Source organism: Flavobacterium sp. FlaQc-52, assembly GCF_044007495.1.
GTDB classification, from domain to species: domain Bacteria; phylum Bacteroidota; class Bacteroidia; order Flavobacteriales; family Flavobacteriaceae; genus Flavobacterium; species Flavobacterium cupriresistens.
Map to the genome: position 1 here is coordinate 219162 of NZ_JBIPCV010000002.1, position 17849 is coordinate 237010.

The following is a 17849-nucleotide window of genomic DNA, read 5'->3' on the forward strand; positions in this document are numbered from 1 at the left end:
TGTGAAAATGAGAAAATGAGAAATGTAGGTTTTGGAATTTAAGATTTGAGATTTGGAATTTAAAGTAAGTTGTTTTTTAAGGAAAATAGAACTAAATTTATGAACATGAAAGAAGAAATAATCGTGAAGGACGAAAAAAACAAGAAACTTTTGATGGGTTTACTTTTTGATGGTATAGGAATGCTTTCCTTTACGATTCCTTTAGTTGGTGATTTTGCCGATGTAATCTGGGCACCGCTTGCTGGTTTCTTAATGACATATATGTACAAAGGCAAGGTAGGGAAAGTAGCCGGTATTTTGACTTTTGTAGAAGAGATTTTACCCTTTACAGATATAATTCCATCCTTTACCCTTACATGGATTTACACCTATTATATTCAGAAGAAAGAGTAGAATTAAGCTATTGACTTCAATTAGCTTTATGACATCGAGGATAGCTAAAAAGAATGTTTTGTTGAAATAAATCACATATGACTAATAAGACTATGTGAAAAAAATATGTTTTTCTGGAACGTTTTTAATTGATAAGTCTATGTTTCTATGTGTTAAACAGTCTTTAGCTGGATTATACACGACGAGTTAAAATTAATCTTTAAATAAAAACCCGAGTCCCATATTTTTAAGCATTTTCTTTTCAAAATTCCAAAAGAAACGGAATTGACCAAAAAGTGCACCTATTGCAACCAATAGAACCTGATAAATAGGGAAAATAACCAACAGGCGAATTAGAGTAAACCAACCTCCAAAATCGTCTTTCGTAATTCCCAATAAAACACAAAAGGGTTTAGAAAGCCATGCAGAAGATGATCCTGTGATAGCAAAAACGGTAAGTATGATTATGGCTTGTAGGTTTGAGGTAATACCCCAACGTTCTTTTAATCTCTTCATTCTTTATTTATAACAATTACAAATATAACAACATTATCTGGACGGAACATATCCCCAAAGCTTTTGTTTGTAAGTATTTTGAAAATAAATCATGTAATTGTAAATGAGGTAATTTACTTCATATCCATAATCGATTGTTGGATTGTAATTAATATTCATTTCGTACAAATTCGGACTGTAACGTTGTGGTTGTAAAACACGATTATTCCATTCGGTTATGTAAAGTCTGTTTTTTGTTTCGAGGTAGCTTTGTGAATAATAGTTTCGCGGAAAAGCTCTGGAAGCTAACCACGTACTAAAGCCGTTGTCAATAATAATAACTTCATATTCTAAAGAATCATTCGCAATTCTGACCGTATCGCTTAAGGCTACATTTTTAGTTACAGGCTGCTCTACATTGGTTTTAGCAGTAGAGCAGGCGATAATAGTACCTAAAATAATCAGGATGTAAACAGCATTTTTCATGACTTTTTATTTAATCTTAAATTTACAAAAAAAAAGTGAAGGTTGGTTTGGAGGAAGGTACAAAGTAGCAAAGGTTAAAAGGTTTTAATAAAATGTAAAAAGCTGTTTATTTTTTGAATAAACAGCTTTTTGTATTAAGGAAGTTCAAAAAGAGAAAAACTTTGTTCCCCTGTACCTTTGAACCTTTGTAACTTATAAGAAGAACCTATTTGCCAAATAATTTACCAAGCAGACCTGAAATACCACCTTTGCTTTGAGTAATGGCAACGGCATCGGCGATGTCAACTTTTCCGTCGGCATTTTGATCCAGGCCAAATTGCATTCCGTATTTAGAAATGGTGTCCATGATGCCTGACGCTTGTCCGCTGTTTCCTGAGATTGAATTGATGATATCTGAAATCTGGAAACTACTATCGTTAGGATCTTTTGCTTTATTAACCAAAGAATTCAATACTTGCGGAATCATATTAGAAGCCACACCTGAAGAGTCAGCGCTACTAAGCCCGAATTTCTCACCAAGACTTCCAGTTAGTTGTTGCGTTATTTGCTGTACAACAGGATTTGAACTGTCTATTGGAGTGCTTCCGTTAAATAAACCCGCCAATTGCTCTGCACCACCTTCTGAAGCAATTTTTTGGAGTCCTTCAAATATCGAATTACCAGCTTCTTTTACTACTGCTTCATTATGTTCATTTGGGACAGCACTGTTATTTACAACAGCATCTCCTCCATATTGTTGCACTAATTGTGTTAATTGTTCAAACATGATTAAATTTTTTTTGGATTGGTATCCTCAAATTTAATGAAAAAAAGAAAGGGATTTATTAAACGATGTTAATAAATCCCTTTTAAGATATTTAATTATAGTTAATTAGCTTAATAAAGTAATAATTTGTGAAGCTAATTCTGTTCCAATTCTGTCTTGTGCTTCTCCGGTTGCCGCTCCGATATGCGGAGTCAACGAGATTTTAGTATGCATTAAAATAGTCATTTCCGGTTTTGGTTCGCTTTCAAAAACGTCTAATCCGGCAAAAGCAACTTTTCCTGAATCCAGCGCTTTTACTAACGCTACTTCGTCAATAACACCACCACGGGCACAGTTTACGATTCCAACACCGTCTTTCATGATCGCAAGTTCTTTTTCTCCAATGATGTAACCATCCTGAGCCGGAACGTGTAAAGTAATAAAATCAGCTTCTTTAAATAAAGACTCTAAAGATTGAGAAACAATTGTTGTAGTGATAGACTGACCGTCAAAAAACTCCACTTTAATATCTACTGTCGGAATAAAACTATCGGCAGCAATAACTTTCATACCTAGACCAAGCGCCATTTTTGCAGTAGCCTGACCAATACGGCCAATACCAACAATTCCCAAAGTTTTTCCTCTTAATTCAATACCATTTGCGTAGGCTTTTTTCAAACCATCAAAATTAGTATCTCCTTCAAGTGGCATATTTCTGTTCGAATCGTGTAAAAAACGAACACCGCTAAACAAGTGACCAAACACCAATTCAGCAACAGATTCTGATGAGGAAGCCGGAGTATTGATTACATGAATCCCTTTACTTTTAGCATAATCAACATCAATATTGTCCATACCAACACCACCACGTCCAATGATTTTAAGACCCGGACAAGCATCAATAATATCTTTACGAACTTTAGTCGCACTACGCACTAAAACTACGCTTACATTGTTTTCGTTTACAAAATTAGCAACTTGTTCTTGTGCAACTTTTGTAGTTATAACTTCAAATCCACCTTTCTCTAAAGCTAGAATTCCACTTTTTGAAATTCCATCATTGGCTAATACTTTCATTTGTATCTATTTTGTTTATATGGCTAATCGTTTAATTGATCAACCAAGTATTACGATTTTTTCTTTTTTGTTCAGGAGCTATTTCCCGCTGTTCCTTCCAATCTTTTGCTTTTTAAAGAAAAAAGCAAAAGGATTTTCCCTCCCATCGGGGCTAGGGCTTCCGGTATTCTGAGCAAACCATTATTTCGATTAAAAAAGTAACCGAATTAACAATTAAACTTTAGTTTCTAAAGCTTTCATTACATCAACTAAAACCTGAACACTTTCGATAGGCATTGCGTTGTAAATAGAAGCTCTGTAACCACCAACAGAACGGTGACCCGGTAATCCTGAAATATTAGCTTCTTTCCATAAAGCATCAAAAGTAGCTGCGTGATCCGGATTGTTCAATAAGAAAGTAACATTCATTTTAGAACGATCTTCAACTGCTGCTGCTCCTTTGAATAAAGGATTTCTGTCGATTTCATTATAGAGTAAAGTTGCTTTTGCATCATTTAATTTTTCAACGGCTGCAACGCCACCTTTATTTTTGATCCATTGTAAAGTCAATAACGACACATAAACAGCAAAAACAGGAGGTGTATTGTACATACTTTCTGCTTTAATATGTTTAGCATAGTCTAACATACTTGGAATAGTTCTTCCGGTTTTTTCTAAAATTTCTTCTTTTATCACAACCAAAGTTGTTCCAGCTGGACCCATGTTTTTTTGAGCTCCGGCATAGATTAAATCAAATTTAGAGTAATCTAAAACACGTGAAAAAATATCTGAACTCATATCGCAAACTACAGGAACGTTTGTAGTAGGGAAATCATTCATTTGAGTTCCAAAAATAGTATTGTTACTGGTACAGTGAAAATAATCAGCATCACTTGGTATTTCGTAACCTTTTGAAATATGGTTGTAATTTTCTTCTTTTGATGAACCAACGATAACCGTTTCACCAAAATTTTTGGCTTCTTTTATCGCAGCTGCTGCCCAGGTTCCTGAATCTAAATAGGCTGCTTTTCCGTTTTCTTTCATCAAATTATACGGAGCCATTAAGAATGCTGTACTGGCACCACCTTGTAAAAATAGGGCTTGGTATCCTTTTCCTTGAAGGCCAAGTAATTCTAAAGCAAGCGAACGTGCTTCTTCCATTACAGCAACAAAATCTTTGCTTCGGTGGGAGATTTCAAGGATAGAAAGTCCTGAATCGTTAAAATTTAAAATTGCTTGTGATGCCTTCTCAAAAACTTCTTGAGGTAAGATACTTGGTCCTGCGCTGTAGTTGTGTTTTTTCATGGTTTTTGTTAATAGTCGAGAATTTTAAAGACGCAAATTTCGGCAATAGGAGCGGAAAAAGCGATAAAATATTAGAAATGTTTGAACATTTTGTTACTTTGTTGTTAACAAAAACGTTATAGTATCTACGTTATCCGCATAATCCCATAATTGCGGATTTTGGGTTTGTCCGAACGAAATACTGTTTTTTACTAAATCGTTACTAACGATACACTGAATTTGTTCAGCATCAGCCTGAAGGCGTTTTTCCAGCTCTTCGATATCATCGTAGAACTCATAAAAAACACTCGAAATAGGTGAGGCGTAACTTGGATCTTCTTTTATCGTTAGAAAGCCATTATCTAGCAATTTAAAATTACTCATTAAGAATACCGCTTTGTTGTAATCGTAGTTGTTGGCGTATTTTTCATAATGTATAACGTCCTGATATTTGAAAATTGCTTCAAAAAAAGCAGTAAAAGAATACCCTTTTGGAACAAATAGTTTCGAGACATTGCGACATCCCAGACCAAAATATCTGAAAATATCTTCCCCTAAAGCTTCTAATTGTTCTTTGGTTTCTTTTCCGTTTAAAACAGCAACCGAATTTCTGTTTTTTCGAATAATCGAAGGTTTGTCTTTAAAATAATATTCAAAGTAACGCGCTGTATTGTTGCTTCCCGTAGCAATTACAGTATCGAAATTCTCTAATTTACCTTCGACAAAAGTGATTTTATCTTTGAAATCAGGGTTAACTGCAATAATGTATTTTGCTAAAAAAGGCAATAAATGCTGATCATTTGAAGATGTTTTGATAATAGCGCGATTTCCTGTCAGTAAAACAGATAAAAAATCATGAAAACCTACCAACGGTATATTTCCTGCTAATATCAAAGCTACCGTTTTGTCATTTTCAGCAGCGTCTAACGAATAAGCAGAAAGCCATTTTGTGATGTTTTCTTCCGTTAAGGCAGCAGCCCAAGATTGAAGAGCAAAATAAACCTGTTCAGGAGTATACCAGCCATTATGAGATTGCGATAAGTGAATGAGTTTTTCGAAATCATCAAAAAATAAATCGTTGTGTAAAACACCCGATTTTTTAATTGTATCCTGTTCAGAAAATTGGTTTAAGAATTTTCCTAATTCAACAAAAACACTTTTTTTTGTTTCTAATGTCATAATGTTTGTTTATGAATTGTTTTGATTGTAATTTTGCACAAAAATAAGCTATATTAAGTTATAAGGCAAAGGAGAATAAAATCTTAATCGATTATTTCTCGACTTGTAACTTTTAACTCGTAACTAAGACAAAAATGGCAATAATTATAACCGACGAATGTATTAACTGTGGGGCCTGCGAACCGGAGTGCCCGAATACAGCAATTTATGAAGGAGCGGATGATTGGAGATACAAAGATGGTACAAGTTTATCCGGAAAAATAATTTTACCTGATGGAACTGAAGTAGATGCAGGTGATGCACAAACTCCAATTTCTGATGAAGTATATTACATTGTTCCCGGAAAATGTACGGAGTGTAAAGGTTTTCATGACGAACCTCAATGTGCTGCAGTATGTCCGGTTGATTGTTGCGTACCTGATGATAACCATGTAGAAGATGAAGAAACGTTACTAGAGCGTCAGGCATTTCTGCACAACGAATAATATTTCACAAGTTTTAAACATAAGAAAAATCCCAAGTTTTAGAACTTGGGATTTTTTTTACCAGCTATTTCTTATTTTATTTTTGTATAGTATTGGTATTTAAGGATTTAATTTAGTTAATTTGGCGATGTTTTTTAACACTTTGTTTGATAATTTTAAAAGCATCCTATGAAGAGAGTTTTACTTTTACTTTTTGTGTTCTTTAGTGTCAGTGTTTTAGCCCAAAACACAGAGTATTCTATTGTTGTAAAAGACCTGGAAACACAGTTGCCTATAGAAAATGCATCGGTTGTGATCATGAAAACCAAGCAAATTTTATTGAGTAATGCAGAGGGTAAAGTTACTTTTATATTAAATGGAGGCACTAATGTTCAGGTTTCAGAACCGGATCATGAAGATTTAACCGTGCGATGGACTGTTTTAAAAGAAAGTCAATTTGTTGTTTATCTAAAAAACAGACATAGTAAATTAGATGAAATTGTTTTATCTAAAGAATCTCCTCAAAAAACACTGCAAAAAATTATCTCCAGTTCCAGAAAGAAACTGGCTATGCCTTATCGATTAAAGGTGTATGTGAGGGAATTTTTTAGTCTTGATAACAAATATTCGTATTATAATGACGGTCTTGTTAATTTTCAATTTACGGTGAACCAGAAGAAAGTGAATACTACGTTATTGGTAGAGCAAAATCGTTCGTATGGTTTATTGGAAAATGATGTAAGCGCAGATTTAAAAGGATATAATTTGAATAATATCATGGAGAATTATTCGAATTTAAGTTATTTGGATCCACTCTTAAGCCCAAAAGCAAAAAAAGAGTACGATTTTTTTACCAAAGGACATCCTTCTAATACGGACTATTATATAATGAGTATTAGTCCACGCGATAAATCTAAAATCGCTGTAGATAATTTCGAAATTGTGTACGATCCGGTAAAAAAAGTAATTATGGAGTTTTCGATTACGATTACTCCGAGAACATTAGCCGAAAAAGTTGATAAAATAGGAGTAGGAGCTAAGAATATTACCCAATCGGTGGTGAAAGTAAATTACAGACTGGATGGCTTAGACTATTATTTATTGAGTTCGAATGAAGAGATCGCGTATGATCTTATTCTGAAAGATAATAAAGTTAAAAAAATCCATGTTCGCAATAATTTTATTACGACCAATTTCAATAAACAAAAGTTTAGTTATAAGGATAGCGATGTTTTTAAAGAGAAAACCCTTTTTAATAAACGCAATAAGATTTTGACTAATTACTGGGATATTTCCGGATTTACAGCTACTGAAGAAGAAAAAGTATTAATCAGCGCATTAGATTTTAAGCTGTAGTTTTAAAAATATAAAAAAATAAATCCGACAGGTTTCAAAAACCTGTCGGATTTATTTTTTTATGTACTACCTATTAGAAATTAAATCCAATTCTGGCATAGTAGTAAGCACCGCTGAAACCCATTTGAACCGCATCCCAATAACCACCGGCTTCGGTATTACCTAATTCGTCTTGTTTGGTTGGGTATACATTAAATAAGTTATTGCTACCCACACTTAATTTCAGGTTGTTTGTCAGTTTATAACCAACTGTTAGATCTGTAATTAATCTTGCGTTGTAAACATCGTCTTCGTCACCATAATCCACTAATACTACTTTACTAAATCGTGTGAACGCTAAGCCCGCATCAAATTTATTTTTAGAATAGTTTAAGTTTAAACCAAATTTGCTGTCCGGAGCGGAGGATAATAAAAAGGCTTTCTCTCGTTTTCCAAAGAAAGTTGCTTCATCCAGAGAACCATTTTTCACATTATCAATTTTCATGTCATTGATGTTTCCAACCAAAGTCACTCCAAATTGTGAGGCTCCGAATTTTTTCTTCCAGGCCAAAACTAAATCTAAACCATGTGTACTGGTATCAACGCCATTAACAAAAAACTGTGCTTTGTCAACGCCAAGATTAAAAGCACTTGCATCAAAATATCCGGTAAGAACTATACGATCTTTTACTTTGATATAATAACCATCTACTGTTGCTGTGAAGTCACCAAATGTAGCAGTGAAACCCAAAGAGGCGTTCACGGCCTTCTCTTCATTTAATTTTTGAATTCCAAAAGCTTTTGTAACAGGGCTATTATTTGGAGCCAGTAAAACTTCGGTAGCACCGCCTGCATTGAAATTTGTAAAACGTAAGTTATAGTAAATTTGTGCTAATGACGGAGCACGGAAACCGGTACTTACAGATCCTCTGAAATTAATATGTTCTCCTGCTTTTATTCTGGCAGCTAATTTTCCGTTTAGAGTACTTCCGAAATCACTGTAGTTTTCAAAACGAACCGCTCCGCTTAATAAAAAGGCTTCTGTTACGTCCAACTCAGCATCTGTATATAAGGATAAGTTGGTACGACTTTTATCAACCGTATTGGCAGGGCTATATCCAGGGAAACCTTGTGATCCTCCTGGTCTTGAAATTGTTAAAGGATTATCAGGCGAAGTAGGTTTAGTAGGATCATAATCCGGATTTGGGATTGTTGGAGCCTGTTGCGTTGTAGGATCCGTGATAGGTCTTCCATTAGTATCATAGGTTGCATAAGAACCCTCTTCTCCGGCAAAAATATTGAATTTTTCTGTTCTGAATTCTGCTCCAAAAGCAAGATTTAAACCACTCAATACCGAATCGTAATTTTTAGAAAGATCAAAATTAGTAGTATTTTGAGTCAAACTGTGTCCGCCGGCATCAAATTCTGTTGGAGATTTGTCTTCTAATGAAGCATTTATAGTTCCTTTTATATAGTAATGAAAAAGGTTTTTCCCATAAGTATTACTCATGTCGATATTCCATCCACTGGCAGTTTTGGTTTTAAATCCTGCCGCCAAAGAATTGTCCACAATATTGGAGGTAATTCTTGGTGTATAACCACCCGGGTATACAGATTCTACCACTCTTTCGCCTCCATTTCTGGTAAAAGCATAAGCATCGGTATCTCTGTAGTTTCGGCCTCCAAAAGCATAAAACTGCGTTTTTTCAGAAATAGGAATGGATAAATTTCCAAAAAGATTAAAGCCTTGAATGGCGGCATCTCCAAAACCTTTTCTAAAATCATAAGCAGGTCTGAGTGTTTTGTTTTTGTTGATGTATTCTGTAGTGAAATTGGCGTAACCACCTTTCTCACCAATAGCAACACCATAGTTGGCAGCTACTTTTACGGATCCACCATCAAAAGATTGGTTTTTGCCGTATGAATTTCCATTCCCGTTTTGATCCAATCTGAAATCTTTGGTATTTGGAGTTCCGTCCAGGAAATCACCTTTTGCATTGGTATTAAACACGCCATAAGTTACGGATCCGGTTAATTCATCAACATTGTCATTTAATACAATATTAATAACCCCCGCAATAGCATCAGAGCCGTATTGTGCTGCAGCACCATCGCGTAAAATTTCAATTCTTTTGATAGACGTAGCCGGAATTGCATTCAAATCCGTTCCTGTATTCCCACGCCCGCGAGTTCCAAATAAATTAATAAGTGACGATTGGTGTCTTCTTTTTCCATTAATAAGAACTAAGGTCTGATCAGGTCCCAAACCTCTCAAGGAAGCAGGATCTACGTGATCGGCACCATCAGAACCGGATTGTTTGTTGGCATTAAAAGAAGGAGCGACATATTGCAGTAATTCATTAATCTCTAATTTACCGCTTTGGGTAGTAACATCTTTTACGCTAATAACGTCAATAGGAACTGCAGAATTGACTACAGTTCTTTTGGAATTTCTTGATCCAACAATTACGACATCACTTAGTACTTGTCCACCATTTTCGTCTAAAGTAACGTCAGTTATACGGTTTGTTGTTGATTTTTCTACATTAGTATAGCCAACATAACTAAAAATTAAGGTAGCACCTTCTTTTACTTTTATAAGGTAACCGCCTTCAAAATTGGTAGATACCCCATTTGTTGTTCCTTTTTCAAGAACGTTAACTCCTGGTATTGGTGTGCCTGATTTGTCTTTTACAACTCCCGATATTTCTTTTTGAGCAAAGAGAAATACCGTATTAAATAGAAATAATAATAGTGCAATCTTTTTCATAGTTACTTAAGTTTGGTTTACTTTTTCTGTTTGGTATATTATAAAAGTAATGTTTTTTAACAAAAAATTAATAAAAAATATAATTATTTTCAAGAGGATGCTTTTAAAAATATTAATCATCATTTTTACTTCACTGGCGAGTTATTAAATCTTATATTTGCAAAATTTTAAAGTCGAAAAATAATATTTTGACAGAAGAATAAGAACAATACGTAAATCATAACCCGTTTAAAGTGACTCCTGTATAAGGATAACATGAGGTGGGAAGTCCCGATGAAATTGGGATTACATAAAAAATAAATAGAGTCAACAGATGAAAGCAGGAATTGTAGGATTACCAAATGTTGGAAAATCAACATTATTTAATTGTTTATCTAATGCAAAAGCGCAAAGTGCCAACTTTCCGTTTTGTACTATCGAGCCTAATATTGGTGTTGTAAACGTTCCAGATCCGAGAATTAACAAATTAGAAGAGTTAGTAAAGCCAGAACGCGTACAAATGGCAACCGTTGATATTGTAGATATCGCAGGTTTGGTAAAAGGCGCAAGTAAAGGGGAAGGTCTTGGAAACCAATTTTTAGGAAACATTAGAGAGTGTAACGCTATTATTCACGTTTTACGTTGTTTTGATAATGATAATATTGTACACGTTGACGGAAATGTAAACCCAATTCGTGATAAAGAAACAATTGATATTGAACTTCAATTGAAAGATTTAGAAACGGTTGAAAAACGTTTGGAAAAAGTAAACCGTGCCGCTAAAACCGGAAACAAAGAAGCGCAAACAGAAAAAGGGCTTTTAGACAGAATCAGAGAGTCGTTATTACAAGCTAAGTCGGCTCGTACTATTGTACCTCAAGGGAATGATGAAGAGGTTCTAATGGAATCTTTCCAATTGATTACCGCAAAACCGGTTTTATACGTTTGTAATGTTGACGAAAGTTCAGCAGTAAACGGAAATAAATATGTAGATCAGGTTCGTGAGTTAGTAAAAGACGAAGATGCTGAAGTTATCATCCTTTCAGTAGGAGCAGAGGCAGATATTACCGAATTAGAAAGCTACGAAGAGCGTCAGGTTTTCCTTGAAGATATGGGATTACAAGAGCCGGGAGCATCTGTTTTAATTCGTGCTGCTTACAAATTGTTAAAACAACAAACGTATTTTACAGCAGGTGTAAAAGAAGTTCGTGCCTGGACGATCAATATCGGATCTACTGCACCACAAGCAGCCGGAGTTATCCACACTGATTTCGAAAAAGGATTCATCCGTGCAGAAGTAATTTCATACGAAGATTACGTTCAATACGGTTCAGAAGCCAAAGCAAAAGAAGCAGGAAAATTCAAAGTAGAAGGAAAAGAATATATTGTGAAAGATGGTGATGTAATGCATTTCCGTTTCAACGTATAATTTTTTTGAAGATAGAATAAAGAGAATAGAATAAAGAATATAGATTGAACCGCTGAAGAAATTTAGCGGTTTTTTTATGCGCCAAATCTAAATCTGCAAGATCTGCTAAATCTGCGTGCACAAAAAAATGCGCTTTTTCTAACCATATAAGTGATGTAAGTTCATTTAAACTTTGCGCATAGTCTGTGAAGCTTTTTGATATGAACTTACATCACTTATATGGTTTTAAAAAAAGTTTTTTATATTCATTTTGAGTGAATTGTTAAATAGAATTTATTAGATGTTGTTCTTTTAATGAGTTTGGCTTGGTTTTAGCAAACAGATTTTTAAGCTAATCTATAAATAAAACCTTAAAAATACTCCTGATGCAAAAAAGCGTTTTAATTCTAATTCTAACCTTAGTCGTTATTTCTTGTAAAAAGAGTGAATCGCCAGCAGGGCCAAGTATATTTTTCGAAGAACCACAACCTGTTAATGAGTCTGAATTAGATCATTTTCCTTCAAAATTCAGAGGTTTGTATATGGGTAAAGATTCTACTTTTATTAGAATTAATGACGATGTAGCTCAATATGAATATTTTTACAAGTATAAAATTCATAAAAATGAACTTGATTCAATGAAAACAGAATTTAATCTAATAGACGGGAAGTTAATAAGTAAATGGGGAAACGAAACATTTGATGTTTCATCACAAGGTGATTCTTTGTTAATGTCTCAAAAAGTGATTGACACACTTTTCAGATTCTCCTATTATCAAAAGGCAAAACGAATAAATGGCAACTTAGTATTGAGTACAAAAGACTCTATTTTTTGGACCGTGCAAAATCTAAGCATCGAAAAAAACAGACTAAAACTTAAAGACATTTGTTTATATACTGATATTAGGAAAATGGATTCTGTTACTTTAATTAAATCAAAAATGCTGGATTCAACTTCTCATTTACTTAAGCCGACCCGAAGAGAATTTGGGCGTATTTTAAGAATCAAAAACTTAGGCTATTTACAAGAATTCAAAAAAGTAAAAAATTAAATACAAGAAGTCTGCGTGCAAAAAAAATGTGCTTTTCTAACCATATAAGTGATGTAAGTTCATATTAAAAAGCTCTTCAAACTATGCGCAAAGTTTAAATGAACTTACATCACTTATATGGTTTAAAAAAAAAGCTTCCCGTCTTAATTTACCTTAAACTAACATGGGAATCTGATAAACTTCTAAGGAAATATCGAAACGTAATTTTTCTGTTGAATCCTTAAATTTGAGAGTATGTCTAAAACCGGAACTCGTGAAACGTCAAAATATATTTTCAAAATCATGGAATTTACTTAAGGATACTTTCCTAGAATTCAACGAAGATAACGCGATCAAGTTAAGTGCGTCACTGTCTTATTATACATTATTTGCATTACCACCTTTGTTGATCATCATTATAACGATATGTGGTTTCTTTTTTGGAGAAGAAGCCGTAACGGGAGAACTTTATGGACAAATCAACCGATTAGTAGGAAATGATGCCGCCATTCAGATTCAGGAAGCGATAAAAAATGTGCAATTGTCAGACAGTAATGTCTTTATCACGGTTTTTGGAGTTGTGATGCTACTTATCGGGGCCTCGGGTGTTTTTGCGGAGATTCAGAGTTCGATTAATTTTATTTGGGGACTAAGAGCTAAACCTAATAAAGGGCTAAAGAAATTCATTCAAAACAGGATCATGTCGTTTTCTATGATTGCTTCTGTGGGGTTTTTAATGCTGGTCAGCTTAATGCTAAATACTGTTTTAGACCTTTTAAACAGCAGGTTGAAATTATATTTCCCCGAAAGTACGGTATATCTTTTTTATGTTATAAATTTAGTCCTTGTTTTGGCGAGTATCACGTTGCTTTTTGCCATTATTTTCAGAACGCTGCCCGATGGGGTCATAAAATGGAAAGACGCTTTTATAGGAGCCTCCTGCACAGCGGCTCTCTTTATGATCGGTAAATTTGCGATTGGATTTTATTTAGGAAGTTCAACTATCGCCAGCGTTTACGGAGCTGCAGGTTCTGTAATTATTATTTTGGTCTGGGTTTATTACTCGGCTATTATTTTATATTTTGGAGCTGAATTTACGAAAGTATATGCAAAATCATACGGCGGACAGATTGTGCCAAACGAGTATTCGGTCGAAATAAAAAAAGAAATTTTCGAAATCAAAGAATGATAATAACATGTTTTTTTTAACCATATAAGTAATGTAAGTTCATATTAAAAAGCTTTTCAAACTATGCGCAAAGCTTTAATGAACTTACATTACTTATATGGTTTAGAAAATGAGTACCATAAATGTTTTAAAACACAAAGAAAAATTAATATTTATACATATGAAAATTATAGCGTTTGGAGGAAGTAACAGTCAGCATTCAATCAATAAAAAATTGGCAACATACGCAGCCGGTTTATTCGAAAATGCAGAAATTGAAGTTTTAGATTTAAATGATTATGCAATGCCCTTGTTTAGTGTCGATCTGGAAAAAGAAATAGGACAGCACGAAATTGCTAAATTGTTTTTGAGTAAAATAGAGAGTGCTGATACTTTGGTCATTTCTCTGGCAGAAAACAACGGAAATTATTCGGCAGCTTTCAAAAACCTTTTTGATTGGAGTTCCAGAATTATGAAAGAAATTTTTCAGCAAAAGCCAATGTTACTATTAGCGACCTCACCGGGAGCAAGAGGAGGAGCATCTGTTTTAGAAATCGCAAACAATGCTTTACCAAGGTATGGAGCGCAGATAAAAGCGACTTTCTCCTTACCGGCTTTCAATGCTAATTTTGATATCGAGCAAAATAAAATTTCAAATACAGAGTTAGATAGAGAATTAAAAGAGAGTATAAAAGCCAGTTTCTAGTCCATGATATTAAAAAAAAATACCATTTTTGTTCTTTTTCTAAGTGTCCTTTTTTTACAATCCGCTTACTCGCAAAAGTATAATGCGGTTGACAATATTGTTTTAAAATACCCAAAGCAATTTAGCAGTACTGAAAAATTAGCAGAAAGAATTGAGAAAGATTTTACTTCAGATTACGACAAAGCAAGAGCGATCTACAGTTGGATTGCTTTTAATATAAGTTACGATTTAGCAACGTATCTGAATCCTCCAAAAGCACGAGGTTTTAGCTATACGACTGAATTAGATAAACAGCAAAAAATAAAACTTCAGAATGATAAAGATCTTCAAAAAGTGTTTAAAACCCGAAAAGCAGTTTGCGAAGGGTTTACACTTTTATACAGTCATTTGGCAGGATTGGTTGGTTTAAAGTGTGAGATTGTCCGCGGAGATTCTAAAACCAGATTGAATGATATCGGACGACAAAACACCACCTCTAACCACGCTTGGAATGTTGTTTTAGCGGATGGAAAATGGCGATTGGTAGATGTAACCTGGGGAGAAGGATATTACGATCAAAGCAAAAGAAAATTGGCCAAAGATTTTACGGATATTTATTTTGATACCAATCCAACCTATTTTTTTGCCAAACATTTTCCTGATTCAGGTACTTATCTTGGGGATCAATTAAGTAAAAGTGATTTCCTGAATGCACCTCTGATTTATAACAAAACGATTGAAGGAGACTACGAAATTATGGCACCTCAATCGGGTACTATTACAGTGAAAAAAGGCGATAAGGTTACTTTTAGAATTAAAAACATTTCAAAAACAGCGGTACTTTTTTATCTGAATCAAAAAAATCAGGCGGTTCGAATCGAAAACTCAAAAGAAAGAGGAGAAAGTTTAGAATTTCAGGTTACATTTGACCAGAATATCGGCCAATACCTTACTTTTTATCTTGACAAAAGCAGTATTGTTTCCTTTAAAGTTATTCAAAAATAAATAAAACTTAAAACCAGATTTCCCAAAAATTACCTTAATTAAATGCCACAAAAAAAACTCCTTATCTTATTCCTTTTTGCGAATATGATTTTTTCACATGCCTCTTATTCCCAAAATTACAGCGCTATTGACAGTATTGTATTAAAATATCCGGATTTTGGAAACACAACAAAATTAGCAGAAAGAATTAAAATAGATTTTACTTCAGAACATGATAAAGCAAGAGCAATATACAGTTGGATTGCTTTAAATTTAGAATATGATTTAGAGACATTTTTAAATCCACGCGATAAAAAAAGTTTTTCAGCCAAAGAGGATGCTGATTGGGCTAAAAAAAAACAATTAAACGATGCTAGTACTACTCAAAAAGCCTTTAGATCCCGAAAAGCGGTATGCGAAGGATTTGCGAATTTGTATGCACATTTGGCTGCATTAACCGGATTAAAATGTCAGGTAGTAACCGGGGACTCAAAAGTAGATTTACCGGATATTGGAAGAAGAAATTATCTTTCGAATCATGCTTGGAATACGGTTCAGGTTGATGGAAAATGGATCTTAATTGATGTTACCTGGGGACAGGGGTCTTATGATTTTAAACGTAAAGTACTGGTAAGGAAATTTACGTCTATTTATTTTGACATGGAACCAAAATATTTTAACGCCAAACATTATCCTGAAGCTGCGATGTACAAAGGAAATACAGGAAACAAAAATGAGTTTCTGAATGGTCCACTTATTTATAACGAATTTATAAAAGAAAAGTGTGAAATCTTAATGCCATTTTCGGGCGTAATCAATGCTAATGAAGGAGATAAGATTACTTTTAAGATCAAAAATGTTTCGAAAATTGATGACCTTTATTATCGTGACAAAAAGGAAGAAAAGGTTAAAATTGAAAATATTAAAGAAGAAAATGGGATATTAGAGTTTCAAATTACTTATAATAGAAAACAGGGGCGTTTTATTACTTTGTATCTTTTTAATGAAGGTTTTGCTTCTTTTAAAGTAGTTCCAAAAACGATTTAGACTTTAAGGAGATTTCGAAATATTATTTTAATAGCGTATCTTAGCAAGAAGTATAAAAAAATAGTTTTGGACTTATGGAAACAACTTTTCTGAAATCAATTTTAGATAATGATTTCTATAAATTTACGATGCAGCATGCTGTAATTAAACTTTTTCCAAAAGCAAAGGTACGTTATGCTTTTATCAATCGTGGAAAGCATGTTTTTCCGCCCGGTTTTGCTGATTTGCTTCGACGTTCGGTTGACGCGATGGCAGATTTGCGATTGACGAAAGAAGAGAAGCGTTATTTGTCACATCATACCCATTACCTTGATCCCACCTATTTGGATTTTTTGCAAGGATACAGTTTTGATCCGTCAGAAGTCGAAATTAGTCAGGAAGGATTAGAATTAAAAGTTACTATTGAAGGCTATTGGTACCGTACCATTTTGTGGGAAGTTCCTTTGATGGCTCTGATATCGGAACTTTTTTACAAAGCCAATCTTCCGATTCGATTAAACGATGATGCCATAAAAAGCCTGACCAAAGATAAAATAGATAATTACAATACACTTGGAGTGGCTGTTTTGGAATTTGGGACACGCCGCCGCCATTCTTACGAGGTGCAGGAGTTGGTAAATGAAACGCTGAATAGTTTTGGTAATCAAAGTTTTATTGGAACCAGTAATGTGCATTTTGCAATGGTTAACAATAAACGACCACTGGGAACACATGCCCACGAGTGGTTTATGTTTCATGCAGCACAATACGGCTTTAAGATGGCCAATTCAATGAGTTTGGAGCATTGGACACAGGTGTATGGAGGAGATCTCGGAATTGCGCTTACAGATACGTATACGTCGGATATATTTTTCAACCAATTTGATAAAAAATACTCCAAACTTTTTGATGGCGTTCGGCATGACAGTGGTGATCCCGTAGAATTTGCTCAGAAAGTAATCGCGCATTATACCAAAATGGGAATTGACCCCAAGTCAAAAAGCATTGTTTTTTCAGATTCTCTTAATTTTGATAAAGTAAAAGTGATATCCGATTTTTGTAAAGACAAGATCAGAATGTCTTTTGGAATCGGAACTAATTTTACCAATGATGTCGGCCTTCCGTCTATGAATATGGTGGTCAAATTAACCGATACCAAACCAGATAACACACATTGGCAGGGAGTTGTAAAACTTTCTGACGAAAAAAATAAAAATACAGGAACACCCGAAATGATTGCTTTGGCAAAAGAAGTACTGGGAATTAAATAGTATTTTTTGTTGTAACGTTGATTTTTTATATTTTTAAGGTCCGTATTATTTTAAAATCAATTTAAATAGTTTTAAAAAGCCGTTTTTATTGATAACTTTAAAATGATACGC

Annotated in this window: 17 protein-coding genes; 10 read left to right on the plus strand and 7 right to left on the minus strand. The window is 34.1% G+C overall.

Features of this window, described 5'->3' with window-relative positions; genetic code table 11:
* Positions 1–105 precede the first annotated feature (105 nt).
* Positions 106–393, plus strand: a complete 288-nt coding sequence (locus ACHRV5_RS04675; protein WP_395425953.1) for a hypothetical protein — start codon at positions 106–108, stop codon at positions 391–393.
* 192 nt (positions 394–585) lie between these two features.
* On the opposite strand, the gene ACHRV5_RS04680 is transcribed toward ACHRV5_RS04675, so the two are convergent.
* The 6 genes from ACHRV5_RS04680 to ACHRV5_RS04705 all read right to left on the minus strand — a co-directional run bounded on the left by ACHRV5_RS04680 (position 586) and on the right by ACHRV5_RS04705 (position 5617).
* Entirely contained in the window at positions 586–888 is a 303-nt protein-coding gene (locus ACHRV5_RS04680; protein WP_395425954.1) for a DUF6787 family protein, read from the minus strand.
* Between the two features lie 33 nt (positions 889–921).
* A complete protein-coding gene (locus ACHRV5_RS04685) occupies positions 922–1353 on the minus strand; it encodes a DUF6146 family protein (RefSeq protein WP_395425955.1) in 432 nt (143 codons plus the stop codon).
* A 205-nt stretch (positions 1354–1558) separates the two neighbouring features.
* The gene (locus tag ACHRV5_RS04690) at positions 1559–2119 is read right to left on the minus strand and encodes a hypothetical protein (RefSeq protein ID WP_047776273.1); all 561 of its coding nucleotides are present in this window, start codon (positions 2117–2119) and stop codon (positions 1559–1561) included.
* A gap of 105 nt (positions 2120–2224) precedes the next feature.
* Positions 2225–3175 carry a D-2-hydroxyacid dehydrogenase gene (locus tag ACHRV5_RS04695; protein WP_047776271.1) on the minus strand — a complete coding sequence of 317 codons (951 nt, stop codon included), beginning with the start codon at positions 3173–3175 and terminating at the stop codon, positions 2225–2227.
* Between the two features lie 213 nt (positions 3176–3388).
* The gene (serC, locus tag ACHRV5_RS04700) at positions 3389–4459 is read right to left on the minus strand and encodes a 3-phosphoserine/phosphohydroxythreonine transaminase (RefSeq protein WP_230001462.1); all 1071 of its coding nucleotides are present in this window, start codon (positions 4457–4459) and stop codon (positions 3389–3391) included.
* Between the two features lie 93 nt (positions 4460–4552).
* Entirely contained in the window at positions 4553–5617 is a 1065-nt protein-coding gene (locus ACHRV5_RS04705; RefSeq protein ID WP_395425956.1) for an acyl-CoA reductase, read from the minus strand.
* Positions 5618–5751: 134 nt separating this feature from the next.
* Between ACHRV5_RS04705 and ACHRV5_RS04710 the strand changes: the two genes are divergently transcribed.
* Both ACHRV5_RS04710 and ACHRV5_RS04715 read left to right on the plus strand, forming a co-directional pair.
* Positions 5752–6102, plus strand: coding sequence for a 4Fe-4S dicluster domain-containing protein (locus ACHRV5_RS04710; RefSeq protein ID WP_047776265.1), 351 nt, complete (start codon positions 5752–5754; stop codon positions 6100–6102).
* 168 nt (positions 6103–6270) lie between these two features.
* On the plus strand, positions 6271–7437 hold the full coding sequence (locus tag ACHRV5_RS04715; protein ID WP_395425957.1) for a hypothetical protein: 1167 nt from the start codon (positions 6271–6273) through the stop codon (positions 7435–7437).
* Positions 7438–7510: 73 nt separating this feature from the next.
* Here the strand turns inward: ACHRV5_RS04715 and ACHRV5_RS04720 are convergent, their stop codons facing one another.
* Complete coding sequence (locus ACHRV5_RS04720) at positions 7511–10186, minus strand: TonB-dependent receptor domain-containing protein (RefSeq protein WP_395425958.1); 2676 nt, start codon at positions 10184–10186, stop codon at positions 7511–7513.
* A gap of 313 nt (positions 10187–10499) precedes the next feature.
* Here ACHRV5_RS04720 and ychF point away from each other — a divergent pair, with 313 nt between their 5' ends.
* From ychF to pncB, 7 genes are all read left to right on the plus strand, one after another.
* Positions 10500–11594, plus strand: coding sequence for a redox-regulated ATPase YchF (gene ychF, locus ACHRV5_RS04725; RefSeq protein WP_047776258.1), 1095 nt, complete (start codon positions 10500–10502; stop codon positions 11592–11594).
* A gap of 365 nt (positions 11595–11959) precedes the next feature.
* Positions 11960–12625 (plus strand): hypothetical protein, encoded by a 666-nt coding sequence (locus ACHRV5_RS04730; protein WP_395425959.1) that lies wholly within the window; start codon positions 11960–11962, stop codon positions 12623–12625.
* A gap of 253 nt (positions 12626–12878) precedes the next feature.
* A complete protein-coding gene (locus tag ACHRV5_RS04735; protein WP_395425960.1) occupies positions 12879–13793 on the plus strand; it encodes a YihY/virulence factor BrkB family protein in 915 nt (304 codons plus the stop codon).
* 160 nt (positions 13794–13953) lie between these two features.
* A complete protein-coding gene (locus ACHRV5_RS04740; protein ID WP_047776252.1) occupies positions 13954–14478 on the plus strand; it encodes an NADPH-dependent FMN reductase in 525 nt (174 codons plus the stop codon).
* Positions 14479–14481: 3 nt separating this feature from the next.
* Positions 14482–15462, plus strand: coding sequence for a transglutaminase domain-containing protein (locus ACHRV5_RS04745; RefSeq protein ID WP_395425961.1), 981 nt, complete (start codon positions 14482–14484; stop codon positions 15460–15462).
* 42 nt (positions 15463–15504) lie between these two features.
* Positions 15505–16488, plus strand: coding sequence for a transglutaminase domain-containing protein (locus ACHRV5_RS04750; protein WP_395425962.1), 984 nt, complete (start codon positions 15505–15507; stop codon positions 16486–16488).
* 74 nt (positions 16489–16562) lie between these two features.
* Entirely contained in the window at positions 16563–17738 is a 1176-nt protein-coding gene (gene pncB / locus ACHRV5_RS04755; protein WP_395425963.1) for a nicotinate phosphoribosyltransferase, read from the plus strand.
* Positions 17739–17849 lie beyond the last annotated feature (111 nt).